Source organism: Marinagarivorans sp. (genome assembly GCF_982758155.1).
Genome location: NZ_CEXWTU010000102.1, coordinates 1 through 16,447 on the forward strand (window position 1 = coordinate 1; position 16,447 = coordinate 16,447).

General features: G+C 45.8%; 13 protein-coding genes. 4 read left to right on the top strand and 9 right to left on the bottom strand.

Annotated elements, in window-relative coordinates; translation table 11 throughout:
* Positions 1-166: 166 nt before the first annotated feature.
* The 5 genes from fldB to AC3A8L_RS12005 all read right to left on the bottom strand — a co-directional run bounded on the left by fldB (position 167) and on the right by AC3A8L_RS12005 (position 6,100).
* Positions 167-694: a flavodoxin FldB gene (fldB, locus tag AC3A8L_RS11985; RefSeq protein ID WP_487962498.1), complete on the bottom strand. Its 528-nt coding sequence runs from the start codon at positions 692-694 to the stop codon at positions 167-169.
* Positions 691-1,128, bottom strand: a complete 438-nt coding sequence (locus tag AC3A8L_RS11990) for a flavodoxin domain-containing protein (RefSeq protein ID WP_487962499.1) — start codon at positions 1,126-1,128, stop codon at positions 691-693. The genes fldB and AC3A8L_RS11990 overlap by 4 nt, the downstream gene beginning before the upstream one ends.
* Entirely contained in the window at positions 1,121-3,112 is a 1,992-nt protein-coding gene (locus tag AC3A8L_RS11995; protein WP_487962500.1) for an alpha/beta hydrolase family protein, read from the bottom strand. Before AC3A8L_RS11995 ends, AC3A8L_RS11990 begins: the two co-directional genes overlap by 8 nt.
* A 56-nt stretch (positions 3,113-3,168) precedes the next feature.
* Positions 3,169-3,987, bottom strand: a complete 819-nt coding sequence (xthA, locus tag AC3A8L_RS12000) for an exodeoxyribonuclease III (protein WP_487962501.1) — start codon at positions 3,985-3,987, stop codon at positions 3,169-3,171.
* Between the two features lie 103 nt (positions 3,988-4,090).
* Complete coding sequence (locus AC3A8L_RS12005) at positions 4,091-6,100, bottom strand: carboxy terminal-processing peptidase (RefSeq protein WP_487962502.1); 2,010 nt, start codon at positions 6,098-6,100, stop codon at positions 4,091-4,093.
* A gap of 481 nt (positions 6,101-6,581) precedes the next feature.
* On the opposite strand from AC3A8L_RS12005, the gene cysK reads away from it, so the two are divergent.
* The 4 genes from cysK (at position 6,582) to AC3A8L_RS12025 (ending at position 9,459) form a co-directional block, all read left to right on the top strand.
* Positions 6,582-7,496 (top strand): cysteine synthase A, encoded by a 915-nt coding sequence (gene cysK, locus AC3A8L_RS12010; RefSeq protein ID WP_487962503.1) that lies wholly within the window; start codon positions 6,582-6,584, stop codon positions 7,494-7,496.
* A 156-nt stretch (positions 7,497-7,652) separates the two neighbouring features.
* Positions 7,653-8,399, top strand: coding sequence for a methyl-accepting chemotaxis protein (locus AC3A8L_RS12015; protein ID WP_487962504.1), 747 nt, complete (start codon positions 7,653-7,655; stop codon positions 8,397-8,399).
* A gap of 10 nt (positions 8,400-8,409) precedes the next feature.
* The gene (locus AC3A8L_RS12020) at positions 8,410-8,994 is read left to right on the top strand and encodes a hypothetical protein (protein ID WP_487962505.1); all 585 of its coding nucleotides are present in this window, start codon (positions 8,410-8,412) and stop codon (positions 8,992-8,994) included.
* A 99-nt stretch (positions 8,995-9,093) separates the two neighbouring features.
* Positions 9,094-9,459 (top strand): response regulator, encoded by a 366-nt coding sequence (locus AC3A8L_RS12025; protein ID WP_487962506.1) that lies wholly within the window; start codon positions 9,094-9,096, stop codon positions 9,457-9,459.
* A gap of 69 nt (positions 9,460-9,528) precedes the next feature.
* Here AC3A8L_RS12025 and AC3A8L_RS12030 read toward each other — a convergent pair whose 3' ends face one another.
* The 4 genes from AC3A8L_RS12030 to AC3A8L_RS12045 form a co-directional block, all read right to left on the bottom strand.
* Complete coding sequence (locus tag AC3A8L_RS12030) at positions 9,529-11,886, bottom strand: hypothetical protein (protein ID WP_487962507.1); 2,358 nt, start codon at positions 11,884-11,886, stop codon at positions 9,529-9,531.
* Positions 11,887-11,924: 38 nt separating this feature from the next.
* Positions 11,925-13,610 carry a BatD family protein gene (locus AC3A8L_RS12035; protein ID WP_487962508.1) on the bottom strand — a complete coding sequence of 562 codons (1,686 nt, stop codon included), beginning with the start codon at positions 13,608-13,610 and terminating at the stop codon, positions 11,925-11,927.
* Positions 13,611-13,621: 11 nt separating this feature from the next.
* The gene (locus AC3A8L_RS12040) at positions 13,622-15,508 is read right to left on the bottom strand and encodes a vWA domain-containing protein (RefSeq protein ID WP_487962509.1); all 1,887 of its coding nucleotides are present in this window, start codon (positions 15,506-15,508) and stop codon (positions 13,622-13,624) included.
* Positions 15,508-16,447 (bottom strand): vWA domain-containing protein (locus AC3A8L_RS12045; protein ID WP_487962510.1); only part of this gene is annotated, 940 nt, incomplete at its 5' end. The genes AC3A8L_RS12045 and AC3A8L_RS12040, both read right to left, overlap by 1 nt.

Consider the following 16,447-nt stretch of genomic DNA (forward strand, 5'->3'; position numbering starts at 1 on the left):
CCTGCTTTCTCAGCAAGGCGCTCGAAGGGGCGCATGCCGGGGCCTATAAGGATATAGGCTAGTAGGGTGACGCATGGAGCAGTTACCGGGGCATGAAACGCTTTGAGCAACGCTGTTGAGGGCGTAGGAGGCAAGTATTATTGGATAAAGTATTTTTTCCTCGGCCCTAAAGTTGAAAGTCGTGAGTAAGCTGCGAACACCAACGAGTAATACGTTCTTCAGATAACTCAAACTGGGTTTCGTCATCTAGCGCTAAACCGACAAAATGTTTTTTGTTTTCTGTTAACGCTTTTGATCCTTCAAAGCAATAACCTTCAACAGGCCAAAAACCTACAATGTTGGCGCCGCGTTGTTTTAGTTTATGGTAGAGAAAACCCATCGCATCTAAGAACCATTCTGGGTAACCTTCTTGGTCACCTTGCCCGTAAAGCGCCACTTTGGTGTTTTCGAGGTTTAGCTGGTCCAGTTCGTCCCAGACATCTTCCCAATCTTCTTGGAGTTCGCCATAATCCCAAGTGGGGATGCCAAAAATGAGGCAGTCATAAAATAGGGCGGTACTTAAAGGCTCATCGGCAATATTAAAAATATCAACTTTATCTGTGCCGAGTTTGTCAGCAATTTTTTCGCCAGACATCTGGGTGTAGCACGTAGAGCTACCGTAAAAAAGACCTATTTTTTTTCTGTTTTCATTCATAACAGCGTGACCCACTCATTAATCCATGATGAGGTTAATGCTAGGTAATCTTGTGCTTGGCTGGCATCTAATATTAACGGTTTACCGATATGCACTGCACCTAGGTCTTGCATGGCCTCATCCATCTTTTGCCCGGCCTCACCAAAACTGGGGTAATTGCTGTCGCCTAAATTAATAAGCCCATAGCGTTTACCGGCAATAGCCGGGTATTTGTTTCGCAAAAAACTGTAAAAAGGCACGATGTTTGAGGGGAGGTCTCCTACGCCAGTATTTGATGTGCAGATAAGAATAACGTCACCATTATTGATGTCGTTATCTTTAAAATCGGTGTTTATAGCGGTATTGAAAGTACTCGATAAACAGGATTCCGCATATTCGGCGACTTCTAAAGCGGTACCCATTACTGTGCCTACGATAATTTGAATGCTAGTCATATATTATATTGTTGTTTGTGGTCGTTTCTTTTTCGGGTTTCAGGTTGAAGGTTTTACAGTAGAAAGAATGTTCGGTTTCAAATAATTGAATAATTGTATCCTGCAACCGAAAGCCATGGCCTTCGTTTTTGAACGTTAAATACTCGACGTCAATGCCCTTATCTCTAGCCGCGTTGACAATAACTTCAGCTTGAGTGGGGGGAACTACTTTATCGTCTAAGCCTTGTGCAACCAATATAGGGCAGTTTAAATTATGAATGTGACTGATTGGTGAGCGCTTGATGTATTCCGCTTTTTGTTGAGGGTACTCGCCAATTAATGTGTCCAGGTAATGCGCCTCAAATTTATGAGTGTCTTTGGCGAGAGCTTCTAAGTCTGCTACGCCATAAAGGCTGACGCCAGCGTCAAACGTTTTGTGCTGTGTGAGCGCCGCCAGCACTGTAAAACCGCCGGCGCTTGAACCTTTAATGATTTTTTGTTGCGGATGCGCGAGCCCTTTGTCGACTAAAAAAATGGCGGCAAAACAGAGGTCCTCTACATCAAGAATGCCCCAGTTAAAGTTGAGTCTATGGCGGTACTTTCGCCCGAAGCCTGTACTCCCTCGGTAATTGACATCGGCTACTGCAAAACCACGGCTAGTCCAAAATTGTATTTTTAAATTTAGGGCTGCTTCTGTTGCCCCAGTGGGACCGCCGTGCCCTAATACAATTAGCGGTGGGCGTTGTTCATTACCCACACAATAGTGTTGGTTAGTCGGAGGGTAATACCAGAGGTGCGCTTCTTCGCTAGAGCTTGTCTTAAACCAGTGGCTTTCAGGGATACTGACATTCTGTTTATTGAGAGTTGGCGGTTGAGTATCTAGCCTTACTATATTCTCATTATTCAGTACGTTATGAATATACGCAGGGGTAACCGCTAGAGCTGGGTTACCACAAAGAAACACAGCTTTTTGGTTACCGCAGTGTATATGACTAATAACAGTTTGATCCGACTCTATAGCGCTTAGGGATTGGGTTGTTAAATTATACTTTTTCAGTGACCAGCAACCATTAGCACTTTCAGCGAATAATATATTCTCGCTGTCTAAAAAGCCCCAGCTACTCATGCCGAAGGTCCATTGTGGTGTGGCGCACTCAGCGTTACTTGCAATAAGTGGTGTCTGGCTTCCTTGCTCTAAATACGCGTAGAGGTTCCACCAGTTGGATTTGTCACTGACAAAAAATAATTTGTTGTCCTGTGAATATTTGGGTTGGACAATGGATTGCTCAACTTCTTTGCCATTAATTAATTGCCGAGGTTTCTGCGTGCCAGCATTTGGGAAATCAAACTCCCAAAGGCTGGTGTTATCCCAAGGCATATTGGGATGATTCCAAGAAATGAATGCGCCTTTTGTACCGTCGGGGGCAAGGCAAATTGAAGCGTAAAAGTCTTCACCGCATGCGATTTCAGAAATACAATTATCTTGCTGTGTTGAAATCGCAATAACGCTGGCTACGGGGTGCTCTTCGCTTTTATCGCTAAAAGATTCGCAGATACAAAATAGCCATTCACCTGACGGATGTACGACGAGATTAGCGTATCGAGAATTCGGTGCGTTAGTTAGCGGCGTTGGTGGCTTATCGTACCCTAACGTAAAACGGTAAATTTGTTGGTTTTTTGCATGGACAAAAAATAATGTCTGTTGGTCGATAGCGTAAGCGCCGCCGCCATATTCATGTACTTTTGAGCGTATATCCCAGGGGGCCGGTAGTAACGCTTTATGGTGCGGTATATTTTGTGGGTTATTTGGTGATATCTCGGCATACATTAATGTTGTTCGGCCGCCTTCATCGGGGAGCGATTCAGGCCAAACTAGCCCTTTTAGTGCAAGTTTAGGCTCGCCATAGCGTACATTTCCATTTGCTAGGTCCTGTGGACTTAAGGGGGATGGCCAAATGCCGCAAGGTGCGACCTCTTTATCTTGATTATTATTTTGATCTTGCATGATTTTCGGCGCTTGTTATACGTGGCGTGATTAGGATTAATGTACACAAAGTACGATTAAGAAAATTCGGCCCAGATCGGACAGTGGTCCGAAGGTTTTTCCATCGCTCGTGTTGGGTAGTCGATGCCTGTATCCTGAAGTTTTCCGAGCAGAGGCTTTGTTGCTAGAATAAGATCAATACGCAAACCTCTTTTAGGTTCGCGATCAAACCCTTTACTTCTGTAGTCGAACCAGCTAAAAAAATCGGTGCTGGTGGGGTTTTGGTGACGATAACTGTCGGTTAAACCCCAGCTTAATAGATGCTCAAGCCACTCTCGCTCTTCTGGAAGAAAGCTGCATTTTTTCGTGCGTAACCAGCGTTTGCGATTGTCTTCACCAATGCCAATGTCAATATCTTGCGATGATATATTCATGTCTCCCATAACGATGAGCTCATCATCCGGCGAGTGGTTTTGAAGCAAATGTGTTTGTAGATCGCGATAAAATTTAGCTTTCGCGGGATACTTTGTTGGGTGGTCCTGTGATTCACCTTGAGGGAAGTAGCCATTTAAGACTGTGACCTTTCGGTTGCTGTCAAAGACAATGCGCGCACCAATGAACCGTTTTTGATCCTCTTCTTTGTCGTCGATATAACCTTTAACAACATTATCAAATGTATGTGCGGCCTTAATGAGCAGGGCTACGCCGTAATGTGTTTTTTGGCCGATATATATCGCGTTATAGCCCATCGCTTGAATGTCAGCGAGTGGGAAATCCTCATCGGTTACCTTGGTTTCTTGTAGCCCAATAACATCTGGGTTGTGGTTGTCGATGATTTTTTGGAGTTGATGCAGGCGCATACGCACGCTGTTAACATTAAAGGAAATAACTTTCATAAGGATAGCAATATAGTTTAAGGCTGTTGAAGGCTCGCAATAAAAAAGCCACCCTAAGGTGGCCCTTTATGTTTAAAGGTAATGTTTGCTGAACGGTATGTGATTAATGTTTTTGCAGTGGCGTTCTTATTGCTACGGTCTCTTTGTAGAGTGCTGTGGCTAAGTCGATAAGAATAAGGCCAGTTTCGGTCAGTAATGCATCATCTTTTATGTCTATTTGACTTTCTTTGCTGCCGTAGTTGGCATCACGTTTTTCTGATTCGGCTTCTTGGAAGTCTTTGTAGGCTTGAACATCTTTGAACGGGATCTCTTTCTTAGCGAGGCGCCGTTTATTCTCAATGGCCAAAGCTTGCTCTTCGATTTCCTTTTTCTCTAAATTACGCGTTTTTTCATTCAGGGAAACATGCGTGCGGTCGCTATTTTTATTGCTTAAAGCGAATTGCTCTTTAATAAAAATAAAGTCGGGGTTATCTTTTATACGTTCGTTATGTTTGGTGGTTAGCGACGGTAAGATTTTTGAAAAATCGAAGTATCGTGCGTGAGCAGCAGCATGGATTGTGTCCCATGGGAGTGCATTGTCGTAAGCGGACTCGCCCACATCTTCATGATTCACGATAACGGGTAGGTTGAGATCTGGAACGACACCGCGATGCTGAGTACTTTCCCCTGAGACTCGATAGAATTTTGATTCCGTTAATTTTAACTCGCCTTCTGGCATGCGAGTGAGCAGTTGCACTGTACCTTTGCCGAATGATTGACTGCCAACGACTAAACCACGTTGATAGTCTTGGATTGCACCGGCAAAAATCTCGGAAGCTGATGCGCTTAGGCGGTTAATTAAGACAACAAGCGGACCGCTGTATAATGCGCTTGAGTAAGCGCGGTGATCACGTGCGACACGGCCATCGGAGCTGCGAATTTGGACAACAGGGCCTTGATCAATAAAAAGGTCGGTGAGTTGAGTGGCTTCTTGTAATGAACCGCCGCCATTGTTGCGTAAGTCCAGTACGATACCTTCAACCCCATCAGCTTTTAGTTCACTCACTAGGCGGGCTACATCGCGTGTTGTGCTACGGTAGTTAGGATCGCCTGCGCGTGCAGCTTTGAAGTCTATGTAGAAAGCAGGAATGTCGATAACTCCGACCTTGTGGCTTTTACCGTTTTCGGTTACGTCGAGTATGGCTTTTTGTGCCGCTTGATCCTCGAGTTTCACTTGGTCCCGTTTGATGAGAACGAATTTGCTTTCGTCCTTCTCTGTGAGTAGCTCTAAGCGAACCACGGTGCCTTTTTTACCTCGAATCAGGTCTACAACTTCATCTAGGCGCCAGCCTACAACGTCAACAACTTCACTTTTGGCGCCTTGCCCAACTCCAACAATACGGTCGGTGGGCTTAAGTTGACCTTGCTTGTGCGCGGGGCCGCCTGCCACTAGTCGCACGACTTTAGTGTGCTCGTCTTCAGACTGTAAAACCGCACCAATGCCTTCAAGCGATAGCGACATATTGATGTTGAAGTTTTCAGAGGTCCTAGGAGAGAAATAATTGGTGTGGGGGTCGTAGAGAAGTGTGAGTGAGTTGATCATGGACTCATACACATCGGCAGCACTTTGTTGGGCAACACGCTTCAGTTGATTCTGGTAGCGTTTAAGCAGCGTTTCGCGGGCCTTCTCGGGCTCTTTTCCGGATAGCTTTTGATTGAGCAAGCTAAGACGCAAGCGTTTATCCCAAAGGCCATCTGCTTCTGCAGCCGTTTGTGGCCAAGGTGATTTTTCGCGATCGATCTCTACTAGTTCATCCTTATCAAAGCTGAATATCACTTTTGGGTCGCTAAGCGAGCCCACTACTTTATCAAGTCGATCGGTTAAACGCTGACGATAGCGCTCGTAAACGGTAAATCCATAGGCAAGATCGCCAGATTTAAAGTCGTCATCAAACTTATTTTTGTGTTTTAAAAACTCATAGACATCGGCTGCCAAAAAGAACATTCGAGCAGGGTCGAGGCTTGATAGGTATTTTTCAAGGAAGGCTTGAGACAAAGCATCATCAACAGGTTGCTCGCGATAGTGCCGACTGCTAAGCATCTCAACCAATTTTTTGGTGGTTACGGATTGCATTTTGGTAGGCTCAATAGCTTTTGCCGCAGTAACTGCCGAGCAATTTAAGCTTAAGCCTATTAGGCATCCTGTAACGATAAGCTGTTTTAACAAAATATTACCCCTGAAATAGAGACCTACTCGGTCGCGTAGTGGTTAGGCGTCGGCATCAGTGTATAACCAAGCTGTTAAGCTGAGCGCATAACCATCGACTTGTACGTTTTATAAGGCATTTATAGCTGTTGCCCTAAAAAAGATAAAACATATATCAAACTTGACTCGCAAGCAAACATCAGACAGGCAAGTGAAGGTTTTGTTTCATGGCTTCTTTCATATGGTTGGAGGACTACAGGTTTCCTTTATAACTAAGTGGCCTATAACTGGTTGCGAAATCAGAAACTCAGCTATATTCGTGATACATTTGCCTATCACTATAAACTGTAACAGGTTCTTCTCTGAATCTGGCCTTCAAGCATATTCATAGCCCCTAGGAGCGACACCCATGAAATACAACTCGATTCTTGAAACCATTGGTAATACGCCGCATGTCCGAATAAATAAACTTTTTGGTGATCGGCATGAGGTATGGATGAAAGTCGAACGATTCAATCCGGGCGCTAGCATTAAAGACCGAATAGCATTAGAAATGATTGAGCAAGCTGAGGCCGCAGGATTAATCGACAGTGCGACCACGATCATTGAGCCGACATCGGGTAATACAGGCATTGGCTTGGCTATGGTTGCTGCTGTAAAAGGGTATAAACTGGTGTTGGTTATGCCCGAATCGATGTCGATAGAGCGCCGCAAAATAATGAAAGCCTACGGTGCTGAATTAGTGCTAACGCCCAAAGAGCAGGGTATGGGTGGGGCGCTGAACAAAGCAGCAGAGCTGCTTGAGCAAACAGAAAATGCGTGGATGCCACAGCAATTTGAAAACGCCGCCAATATTGATGCTCACCGCAAAACTACAGCTAAAGAGATTCTAGCTGATTTCCCTGATGGCTTAGATTTTCTGATTACTGGTGTGGGCACTGGTGGGCATATAACAGCGTGTGCAGAGGTACTTAAAGAAGCGTTTCCTGAGCTTAAAGTGATTGCTGTTGAACCTGAAAAGTCACCGGTCATCAGTGGTGGCGAAAAAGGGCTGCACAAGCTTCAGGGGATCGGGGCGGGCTTTATACCGGGCAATTTGAATACCCAGCTGCTAGATGGAACTGCCTTGGTGAGCGAGGAGGCTGCCTTTTCAATGTGCGCCGAAGCGGCTGCCAAAGAAGGACTTTTTGTGGGCATATCGTCTGGGGCCAGCTTAGCAGCTGTAAAAAATCGTCTGACAGAGATGCCTTCTGGGTCGAAGATACTGGTTTTTAGCTACGATACCGGCGAGCGCTATCTATCGATGGAAGGCCTTTTTGATTAGCGATAGCCTCCCTAAATATTAATATTCGGGTGTTCTTGATAAGTAAATCAAATTGCTTTTTGAGAGTCCCGAAATCCATTTATGGATCAAATTATCACAGGCTAAAATTTGGGCTACACTGAAAAGTAACTCGATATTTTAATGATGGCTGTGGTTATGGTTTATCTTTTATTTGCGGTTTCGGCTGTTCTTTTGGTCGTTAGCGTTATATTTGCTCTGCAAGCGTCTAAAGCGCGTACGGCGCTTTCAGATAAAGAACATCAGTGTGAGCAGCTCACCCTGCAATACGAGGATGCACTGAAAAAGTTCGAAGCGGCAAAACTCTTTGAGCCTAAATCGAGCGCCCTACAGACTGAAGTGGCAGAATTACAAAGCCATAATAGTAGTTTGAGGGGGCAGTTAGATGAAATGGCCTCTCGTTCTGGGCAACTAGAACATTCACTCGCGGATTCAAAATCCGATCTCGCACGTTTTAATGACCATCAAAAGCATAATGAAGTAATTTTGCAGGGTTTGGTCAAAGAAATGACACGCCTAAAAGATCTGCTTCTTACCTTTGAGCGCTGGAATGCTGAACTGACATCGTTGATTGATCACAATAAAATGATGCAGGCGCAGAATGAAGATTTCAGTACGATTGTTAAGCAAACCATAATTCTTGCTTTGAATGCGAGTATTGAAGCTGCTAGAGCGGGTGAGTATGGCCGTGGTTTTGCTGTGGTTGCTGACGAAGTTCGATCGCTTGCGGTTAAATCAGAAGACCTCAATAACGAGTATAAGTCACACCTTTCTAAAAATGAGGTGATCACAATATCGACGTTTCAAGATATTCAGGCCAGTAGTCAACTTATCTTAACTGCCATCAATAATTTCTCCAGTCGCTTAAACCAGATTCAATTATAAGGAGCCGGTTATGGCATTTTCTTTGCGTTCTCAAGAATGTTTTAACAAAGTGCTTTGTCATTCGTTAAAAACGGCCGCGAGTGAAATATTTTCTTCAAGTAACCTGGAAGAGCTAGCGGCCAATGATGAAGATTTAGCAAGCGTAAAGATGTCCAGAATCATGTTGACGATTGCGGCCGTTGATTTTCGAATTACCTTTTTATTACATTATCGGGATGATGAGTTAATTCGCACAGTGATCAAATCGGCTGCTAGTGAGGAGGGCGGTGTTAATAATGCGGTGGTGAACAGTGAAGACCTTGATGCCTATTTTTTGGAGATGGGTAATCGCATTTGCGGCGAAGCTAAAAGACTATGTTACGAAAGTTTTGACCACTTAGGGATGTCTACGCCTTGCGTTTTGTCTGCAACGACTACACTAAGAGATATGCATAATGTCGACCTTCAGTGTGAAGGGCATGTTCGATTTGAGATGGGTGGCTCACCGGTAATGGCCGGCAGTGTTTTTGTTTATGGAAAGGTGGATATCGAATTGGACTTAGATGATTCTCAATTTACAGAGCAAGAAGGTGCCGGCGAATTAGAGTTTTTTTAGTGGTGTAGGGTAATTAAATAAGTGCCTAAATTGTTTTATTTTTGGTGCGTTAATGTGTATTTATTTGTGTGATGTGATTGCCTAATTGGAGGGCGTGTAATGGCTGAAGTGTTGGTTGTTGATGATTCTGCGACAGTACGCAACGAAGTGAGTGGTTTTTTAGCCGCGCAAGGTATTAATGTGGCGACTGCCTGTGATGGTCAAGATGGCTTGGGTAAAATCCAAGCTGATGGCGGCCTAAAGCTGGTGATTTGTGATGTGAATATGCCGATAATGGATGGTCTTACCATGTGTGAGAAAGTGAGAGCAAGTGGTAACGCGTCTCTCCCAATTATCATGCTTACCACAGAAAGTGATCCCAGTATGAAGCAGCGGGGTAAGGCCGCTGGTGTGAAGGGATGGATTATTAAACCGTTTAATGGCCAGGCGGCATTGGGTGGTATTAAGTCTTTAATTGGTAAGTAGGCTAGTTGCTGATTTACTCATAAAAAAGGGGCATTTTAAATGCCCCTTTTTTATTTAGATTGAAGTAGCTTAGTTGTTTGGTGTCAGCCAATTTTGTGGGTAGCCATCAGTCAGTAAGTCGATCGAAATAACACGGTTTAATGTTTTATCGATCAAGAATAGCGTCGTTTCATCTTCGCTAAGCTCAAGGCTTTTTACCGCGTCAATATAGTTGACGCTGGAGTTTAGGCGTGTACGAAACCCTGTGTTTAAGTCGATTTCTACAACCGCTTTAATTGCGTTATCAAAGGTCCACGCTTTAGTTAATGCTTTGTTTAAGGCTAAGCCGGCAGGAAGGGCTATGTAGTCACCATCATGTTGGCGGCCGCTAACCACATTGAATGAGAAGCTTGGCGTGGCATCCAGTGAATTTAATGTTATAGATATCAATGAGTCGTGGATGGCATCGGTGAAGTAGAGGGTGCTTTCGTCGGGGCTTATGGCCATGCCTGTTACATTTCGAGGGTTAAATGAAGTGTCGCGACTTGTTATTACTGTAAAAAGACCATCGCTTAGTCGCCAATAAGTTAGGTAAGCATTTTTGCTTCCATCGCTGTAATACACCTCAACATCTATGATGATGCCATTATTAACGACTTCAATATCACGAATATCAAGAATTTGACCGTAAACGCCTTGGCTAATTCTGAAACCACTGGCAAATGCTTGTATATTTTGAATGTAGGTCTTTTCAGTGCCATTATCTTTTTCTGTAAAGGTTGAAATTGGAGTGAAGTCGGTTTCTCCGGCTAAGCGTTGATAAATAGCGGCATTATAAAGGTGGTGAGTAAAATCATCATCTGTGGCCATTAAAAAAGCTTTCGCATAAACAAAAACATCGCCTTGCGAATTTTTTGTCAAGAGCTGAGGAAATGGCTCCGTAATAGAAGGTGCTGAAGGGGCTTCATTATCTGGGTTGAAGTTTCTTTCGTCGGGCGTTATACCATCAAGGTTTATATTAAACTCCCACTCGGAGTAGCCGTTTTGCAGTCCTGATTCGATAGCGTTAGGTTGCTGCCTAGCTCGATCTGTGATGACGACCTTTTGGGTGCTAGGTTCTATAAGTAAACTATCGGGAAACTGTAACGAAGTGGCAGGCGTGTCGGGTAGTGGTATTCCAGAGAGAATTAAAGTTCTATCTGCAGAGGTTAGGCTGGTATCACTTTCAGTTTGATCAGTGTCTTCTTCAATGGCTGTTGTGATGTCTTCAGCAGGCGTATCGGTGTTTTCTGTGGTGCCACCATCGGTACTGGCTTGAAGAAGCTCAACGTCGGCAACAGAAAGCAAAGCTTGACTGCTTTCATCCAATAGTTGTAGGCCATAGTCTTCAGAAAAATTGATAGCACTTGGGCTCTGGAATGGATAAGCCTTACCGTCATCACCTTCGGTAATGAGTGTTAGCACTGGATCGGTTGTACTGAGATCAAAGCCATAAATAGTACTGGCATCACTGTCGATGATATAGGCAGCAGTTTTTACCTTGTCGTAAGTAATACTGTGTTTGGCTGTATTTGAAATACTTGAACCCGATTTTGCAAATAAGTAGCTTGCGGCGGCCCAATCATTTACTGGTATTGATTGCACTGCATAGGACGGCGTTCCTGTCGTTGAATACCTTAGCCCGGATGTGAGTAATCGTTCGTTGTCGGCATCGTAGTAAATATCGAAAATAGCGAAACGAGGATTCTCTCTACTATCCATTTCTGCCATTATGCTAAGGTTGTTATTGGCTGGTGTGTAAATAAATACGCAAAATGCATAGGCTATATCGCCATTAGAATTCTCTATTTCTAAGCCTGTACTATCACCGATTAAGAGGCGTTGGTTTGCGTCGTCGAAAAATAAGGATGTCGGGACTCCCCATCTTGCGTCTGCTAAATCGTCAAAAATATCGCTGTCCAAAGTTGCTATAGTTGCATTGTTTTCGGTGTTAAGAGCGACAATATTTTTTGCTGTTCTATCCAATACGTAAAGTGTATTCGTTGCGCTATCGAGGGCGATATCACTTGCGCTTTGAAGGCCAGTTTCATCGTCACTTAGCGGGGCAATAATGGTGCGCGCATCAGTTGTTTTATTGATGGCAATGATGCCTTGCATTTTGTCCGCGATAAGCCAACGATCGTTGGCTGAATCATCTACGAATGCGGTGGGGCGATAGAACTCTTGGTCTATAATGCTCACTTCATTGGCAGCGTCTTGTTTGGGCTTACCTGAGGCAATGGGGCTCGAAGTTGTAGGCTCGTCACTATTGCTACCGCAACCAGCAAGCAGTGAAAATGAAAACAGCAAAAAAAGCGTGCTAAGGCGCATAAGTTTAATATTCCTGATAGAGCCGCTGACGACTAGCGAGTTGGGCTCAAGGTCATTGTAAAGTCGAAGGGCGGCCATTTTACGGGCCGCCACCGCATGTGGCTAGTGTTATCGGTTTATGCTGGGTAGAGCGCCGGTAATGGTGGCGTTGCATGTTCGGTTTTATTGGCTTTCCAGTCTTTTAAAGCTGATGCTAGCTGTTCACCGCGCCAAGGCTTGTCTGTGGGCTTGTATAATGCCGCATCCAACTCGTCGATGGCGTTTTGTAAGGCTTCTGATCCACCGTTTCGGCTGAAAAAAGTCTGTACATTCCCTACTGTTTTTTGACTTCTATGCCAGTTTGTCAGTGCTTGCCGGCAGGCTTGGGCGTTATTGTTTTGGGCTGCACGTATGGTGTCGCCAAGGCTTGAGTCTGAGGTGTGAGTTACCGAGTCAGGTGCTTTAACGTTGATTTTTTGGCGTAGTTTTGTAACCCAAAAGCCCAATTGCAGTAGGTTCAATACGGCGAGCACCCCGCATAACCAAGGCCAGTATCCGGCTTGTGTTTTATAGATGATCTCGGCTTCACCCCTTGGTGCTTGTGGTTGCAGCTGGCTGGTTGGAAGCACAGCGGATAAGCTTTGTTCAGGTTTGGCACTTGCCGGGGCAACCACAACCGTTTTGGCGGGTAAAATAGCTGTTTGAAGTTGATCGCGCTGAGTGTCCCACCAAGTAACCTCTATGGCGGGCAGAGTCAATTCGCCAGCACGTGTAGGTACAATGGCCATGCTTTCTTTGCGCGCGCCGAGCTTGCCTTTGTCGTCAGTATTGCTGGTGATTTCTGGTTGGTCTGGGTAAAACTTAAAGTCATTACTCGAAATATTCGCTGTAATGGGCGGGAGTTGCTCACCGGTCAGGCCGCGTGCAGTCATGGTTATGCTGCGAGTTACGGGTTCGCCAACAGGAAAGCGCGGTGGGGTATTACTCCAAGCCTCACTGAGCGTTAATGACTTTGCCGGCAGCCAAGAAGCGGCTACAGGGTATTCTGGAGGTCGAGGTTTTACGGTTATATTGAACTCATCCGTTTTTAGTCGGTGCAGTGTTGACCGGCCCGAACCCATCCCAAAGCGGTTGCTGGGCGCGTTGGAGGTACGAATATTCCATAAGTAGCTCGGAATATTAAGTTGCCCGCTGCTATCGGGCGTAACGGCAAAACGAAGTTCGATCACTTGGTAGCTAGCGTGACCAACCTTGGTTTGATACTGCGCTCGCGGTAGCTCCTCGATCGAGGCGCCTTTAACAGCAAAATCAGCGGCTTTAACATCGGTGATATTTTCTTTAAAAAACAGCTTTATAGCGACTGAAAACTCTTCCTGTACGTACACTTCTTTGGTACTGACCTCTGTCTCCATAAAAACAGCCTTAGCGCTAGGCGGAAGGTCTTGTGCTTTCGTTATCGTCATGGTTATTGGCCGGCTTCGAGTGTTGCCAATGCTTAACGGCGGAATTAAGGCTTTACCTGCTTGTTTGGGCGCCAAGGTTAAAGTCCACTGAATAAAATTGGTAATGCGACCATTGGTATTCATATACTGGCTTGATTGGTTGTTACCCAAAACATCGAATGTGGCGCTAATTGGGGTGAAGTTTGGCGCGCTTTTGCTACTGCCATCTTCATATTTCACTGTAAGGGTGAAGGTCTCATTTTCTGCGACTGTGCTGCGGTCTACTGTTGCGGTTAGTCGCTCGGCAAGTGCGCCACTCGCTAGGGTAAAAGAGATCAGTACCGCTATTAGTTTTAAGCTATTGCGTAAAAGCGTCATCATTAAACGTGTTCCTACCATCGTTGTTCTGCTTGTTTGGTTTCATCAAAATCGCCGCCACGTCGTAATTCTTGCTGGCGCTTGCGAAATTGATTTTGAAATTTGGCGCGTAATAAACCTGAGGGGTCATCGGGTACCTTACGCAGTACTTGCTCGAGCATTTGTTGTTCTTCTGTTTGCGGTTCTTCGCTTTTCTGTGCTTCGGCAGCCTGAGCCGCTGCAGCTTCTGACGAGTCTGCGCCATCGCTGCTACTGGTCATTTCAGCTTGTGCTGCGGCAGAGCTTTGTTCTCCCTCAGATGATGAGCCTTGCTGGCCGGTTTGAGCATCGCTAGAGGATGAACTGCCTTGCTCGCCATTTTGTTGTTGGTTTTGCTGCTCAGAATCGGATTGCTGGTTATCTGAGTCCTGCTCTTTTGATTCGCTGTCATCGGACTGTTTGTCTTGGGATTCTTTATCGTCCGATTGTTTTTCCTCGTCGGATTTTTCTTGATCGTCAGAATCCTGCTGATCAGAGTCTTGCTGCTGTTCTTCTTTTTGTTTTTGCAGGGCTTCGGCGAGCTGCCTATTTTTTTGGGCAGCTTCTAAATTAGGGTCTAAGGCGAGTGCATCGTCATAGGCTTGCATGGCTTGCTCGAAGTTACCTTGTAAGAGCTCAGCATTGCCTTGGTTAAACTTGCTGTTCACGTCAGTTTCTTTTGCAAAGGCTTGCGCGGCCTCGGCATAGTTGCCATTGCGATAATTTGCTGCGCCTTTCCATACCGTGTTGTCAAACGCGCTGACGGCTTGCTCGAAGTCTTCGGCTTGGTAAGCGTCAAAGCCGGCTTGATCTTGTGTTTTGAAGGGCCCAGCGATGGCGTTGTTCGGTAGCAGAACGTTAGGCAGCATAAATACGGCGCACAGTAGCCAACCTCGGCGGAAGCCAAAAACTAGCATTGCTAAGCATATCCAGGTTAACCAGTGGCCTTGCTCTAACCATTGATCAAACAGCTGTTCAGTACTTTTTGCATCTTCTTCAGAGGGCGTACCCGACAATAGTGTCTGTAGGGCCTCAATGTCTGAATTGTCGTTCACTACGGGAAGGTAATAGCTCTGGGTTTTTACTGCAAAGTGTCGCAATTCATCTTCGTTTAATTTTGCGAGGGCTATGGCGCCAGTGTTGTCTTTAGCGAAGCCCTGTTTCCCCCATGGAATTGGGGCGCCATTAGCAGTCCCGATACCCCATAGCGTGAGTTTGTGAGCACTGCTGGCAACAAGCTCGGTGAGGGTTTCGAGTGCGTCACTGGGAATTTCATCCGTGATCATGACTATTTTGCCTTGCAGTACGCCGGCTTGGTTGAGTAGATCGCTGGCTTGCTCAAAGGCCATCTCTGGATTACTGCCGAGTGTTGGCAGTGTGTTTGGGGCTAGTGCCGGCAGTAAGTTGATGATGGTTTGAATATCATCTGTTAACGGTGTGACGGTATAGGCTTCGCCGGAAAAGGCAATTAATGCGGTTTGGCCGTCGGGTCTGCTTTTGAGTAGATCAATGATTTTGAGTCGTGAGCGCTCTAGGCGCGAAGGGCTTACGTCTTCAGCCAGCATGGAGGGTGATAAATCCCAACAAATGACTAAGGCTTCAGTATTTTGCACCACGGGTGAGGGTTGTTTTTGCCAGGTTGGGCCGGCTAGCGCTAAGCATCCCAGTAGCCAACTTAAGGCAATAGCAAAAAAAACTGTGCGATTAGTGCGGCTTAACCCGCCTTCTAGCAGAGCTGGTAACAACTGGGGTGCAATATGTTTGTGCCACTGCTGGCTTTGGTAGTGGCTGCGCCAAAGTAAGGCGAGCAGCGCGATGATGGGCAGTAATGCCAGCAGCCAGAAAGGGCGTAGAAAGTGGAATTGATCAATCATCAGTGCCATTACACAGCGCCTCCTTTGCGGTTGAGCCCGGGTATATTGCTGATTAGGCCGCAGCGCAATACGGCCAGCAGAAGGCTTAGCGCCATAGCTAAGGCAAGAGGCCAATGCATAAGGCTTTGAATGGGCCGGTAGACACGTTCATCTTGATCGACAGGTTCGATTTTATTAAGGGTCTCATAAATGGCGCTAAGGCCTTGGGTGTCGCGTGCGCGAAAATACTGCCCACCGGTTTTGTCTGCGATATTTTGCAGTACGTTTTCATCAAGGTCGGCCGATGCCTTTTTAGTGTTTGAGAAAAAGCCAAAGCCATCCTCAATCAATTGATCGCTCGCAACGCCAATGGTGTAGATTTTTACGCCTGCAATTACAGCAAGGTCTGCCGCTTGTTGCGGGCTAGTTTCGCCAGCGGTGTTTTCACCGTCGGTGAGTAAGATTAAAACGCGGGCTGCATCGGGTCGCTCCTTCAAGCGTTTAATGCCGAGTGCAATGGCATCGCCAATGGCGGTACTGTTACCGGCCATGCCCAAAAATGCTTCTTCGAGAAGTTGCTTTACGGTGCTGCGGTCAAAGGTGAGTGGCGCTTGTAAATAAGCATTGTCACCAAAAAGGATTAAACCTAGGCGATCGCCTTGACGCTGCTCTACGAAATCGGCAACGACGCTTTTTACGACATCGACGCGGCGAAAATTCTGACCGCGGTACTGCATGTCTTGAATTTTCATACTGCCGGACAAATCGACGGCTAGCATCATGTCACGGCCTTCGTTTTGTAGCGGTACCGGTTCGCCGATCCACTGGGGTTTTGCGCCGGCGCAAACTAAGGTAACCCAAAGCGCTACGGCAATAACCTTTTGCAGTAAGTGTGTATTGTTAGGCGAGGTGCCACTGCCAGCCATTTGTGCCAATGCATGGTAAAAGGGCACTTTAAGTGCGCTTTGC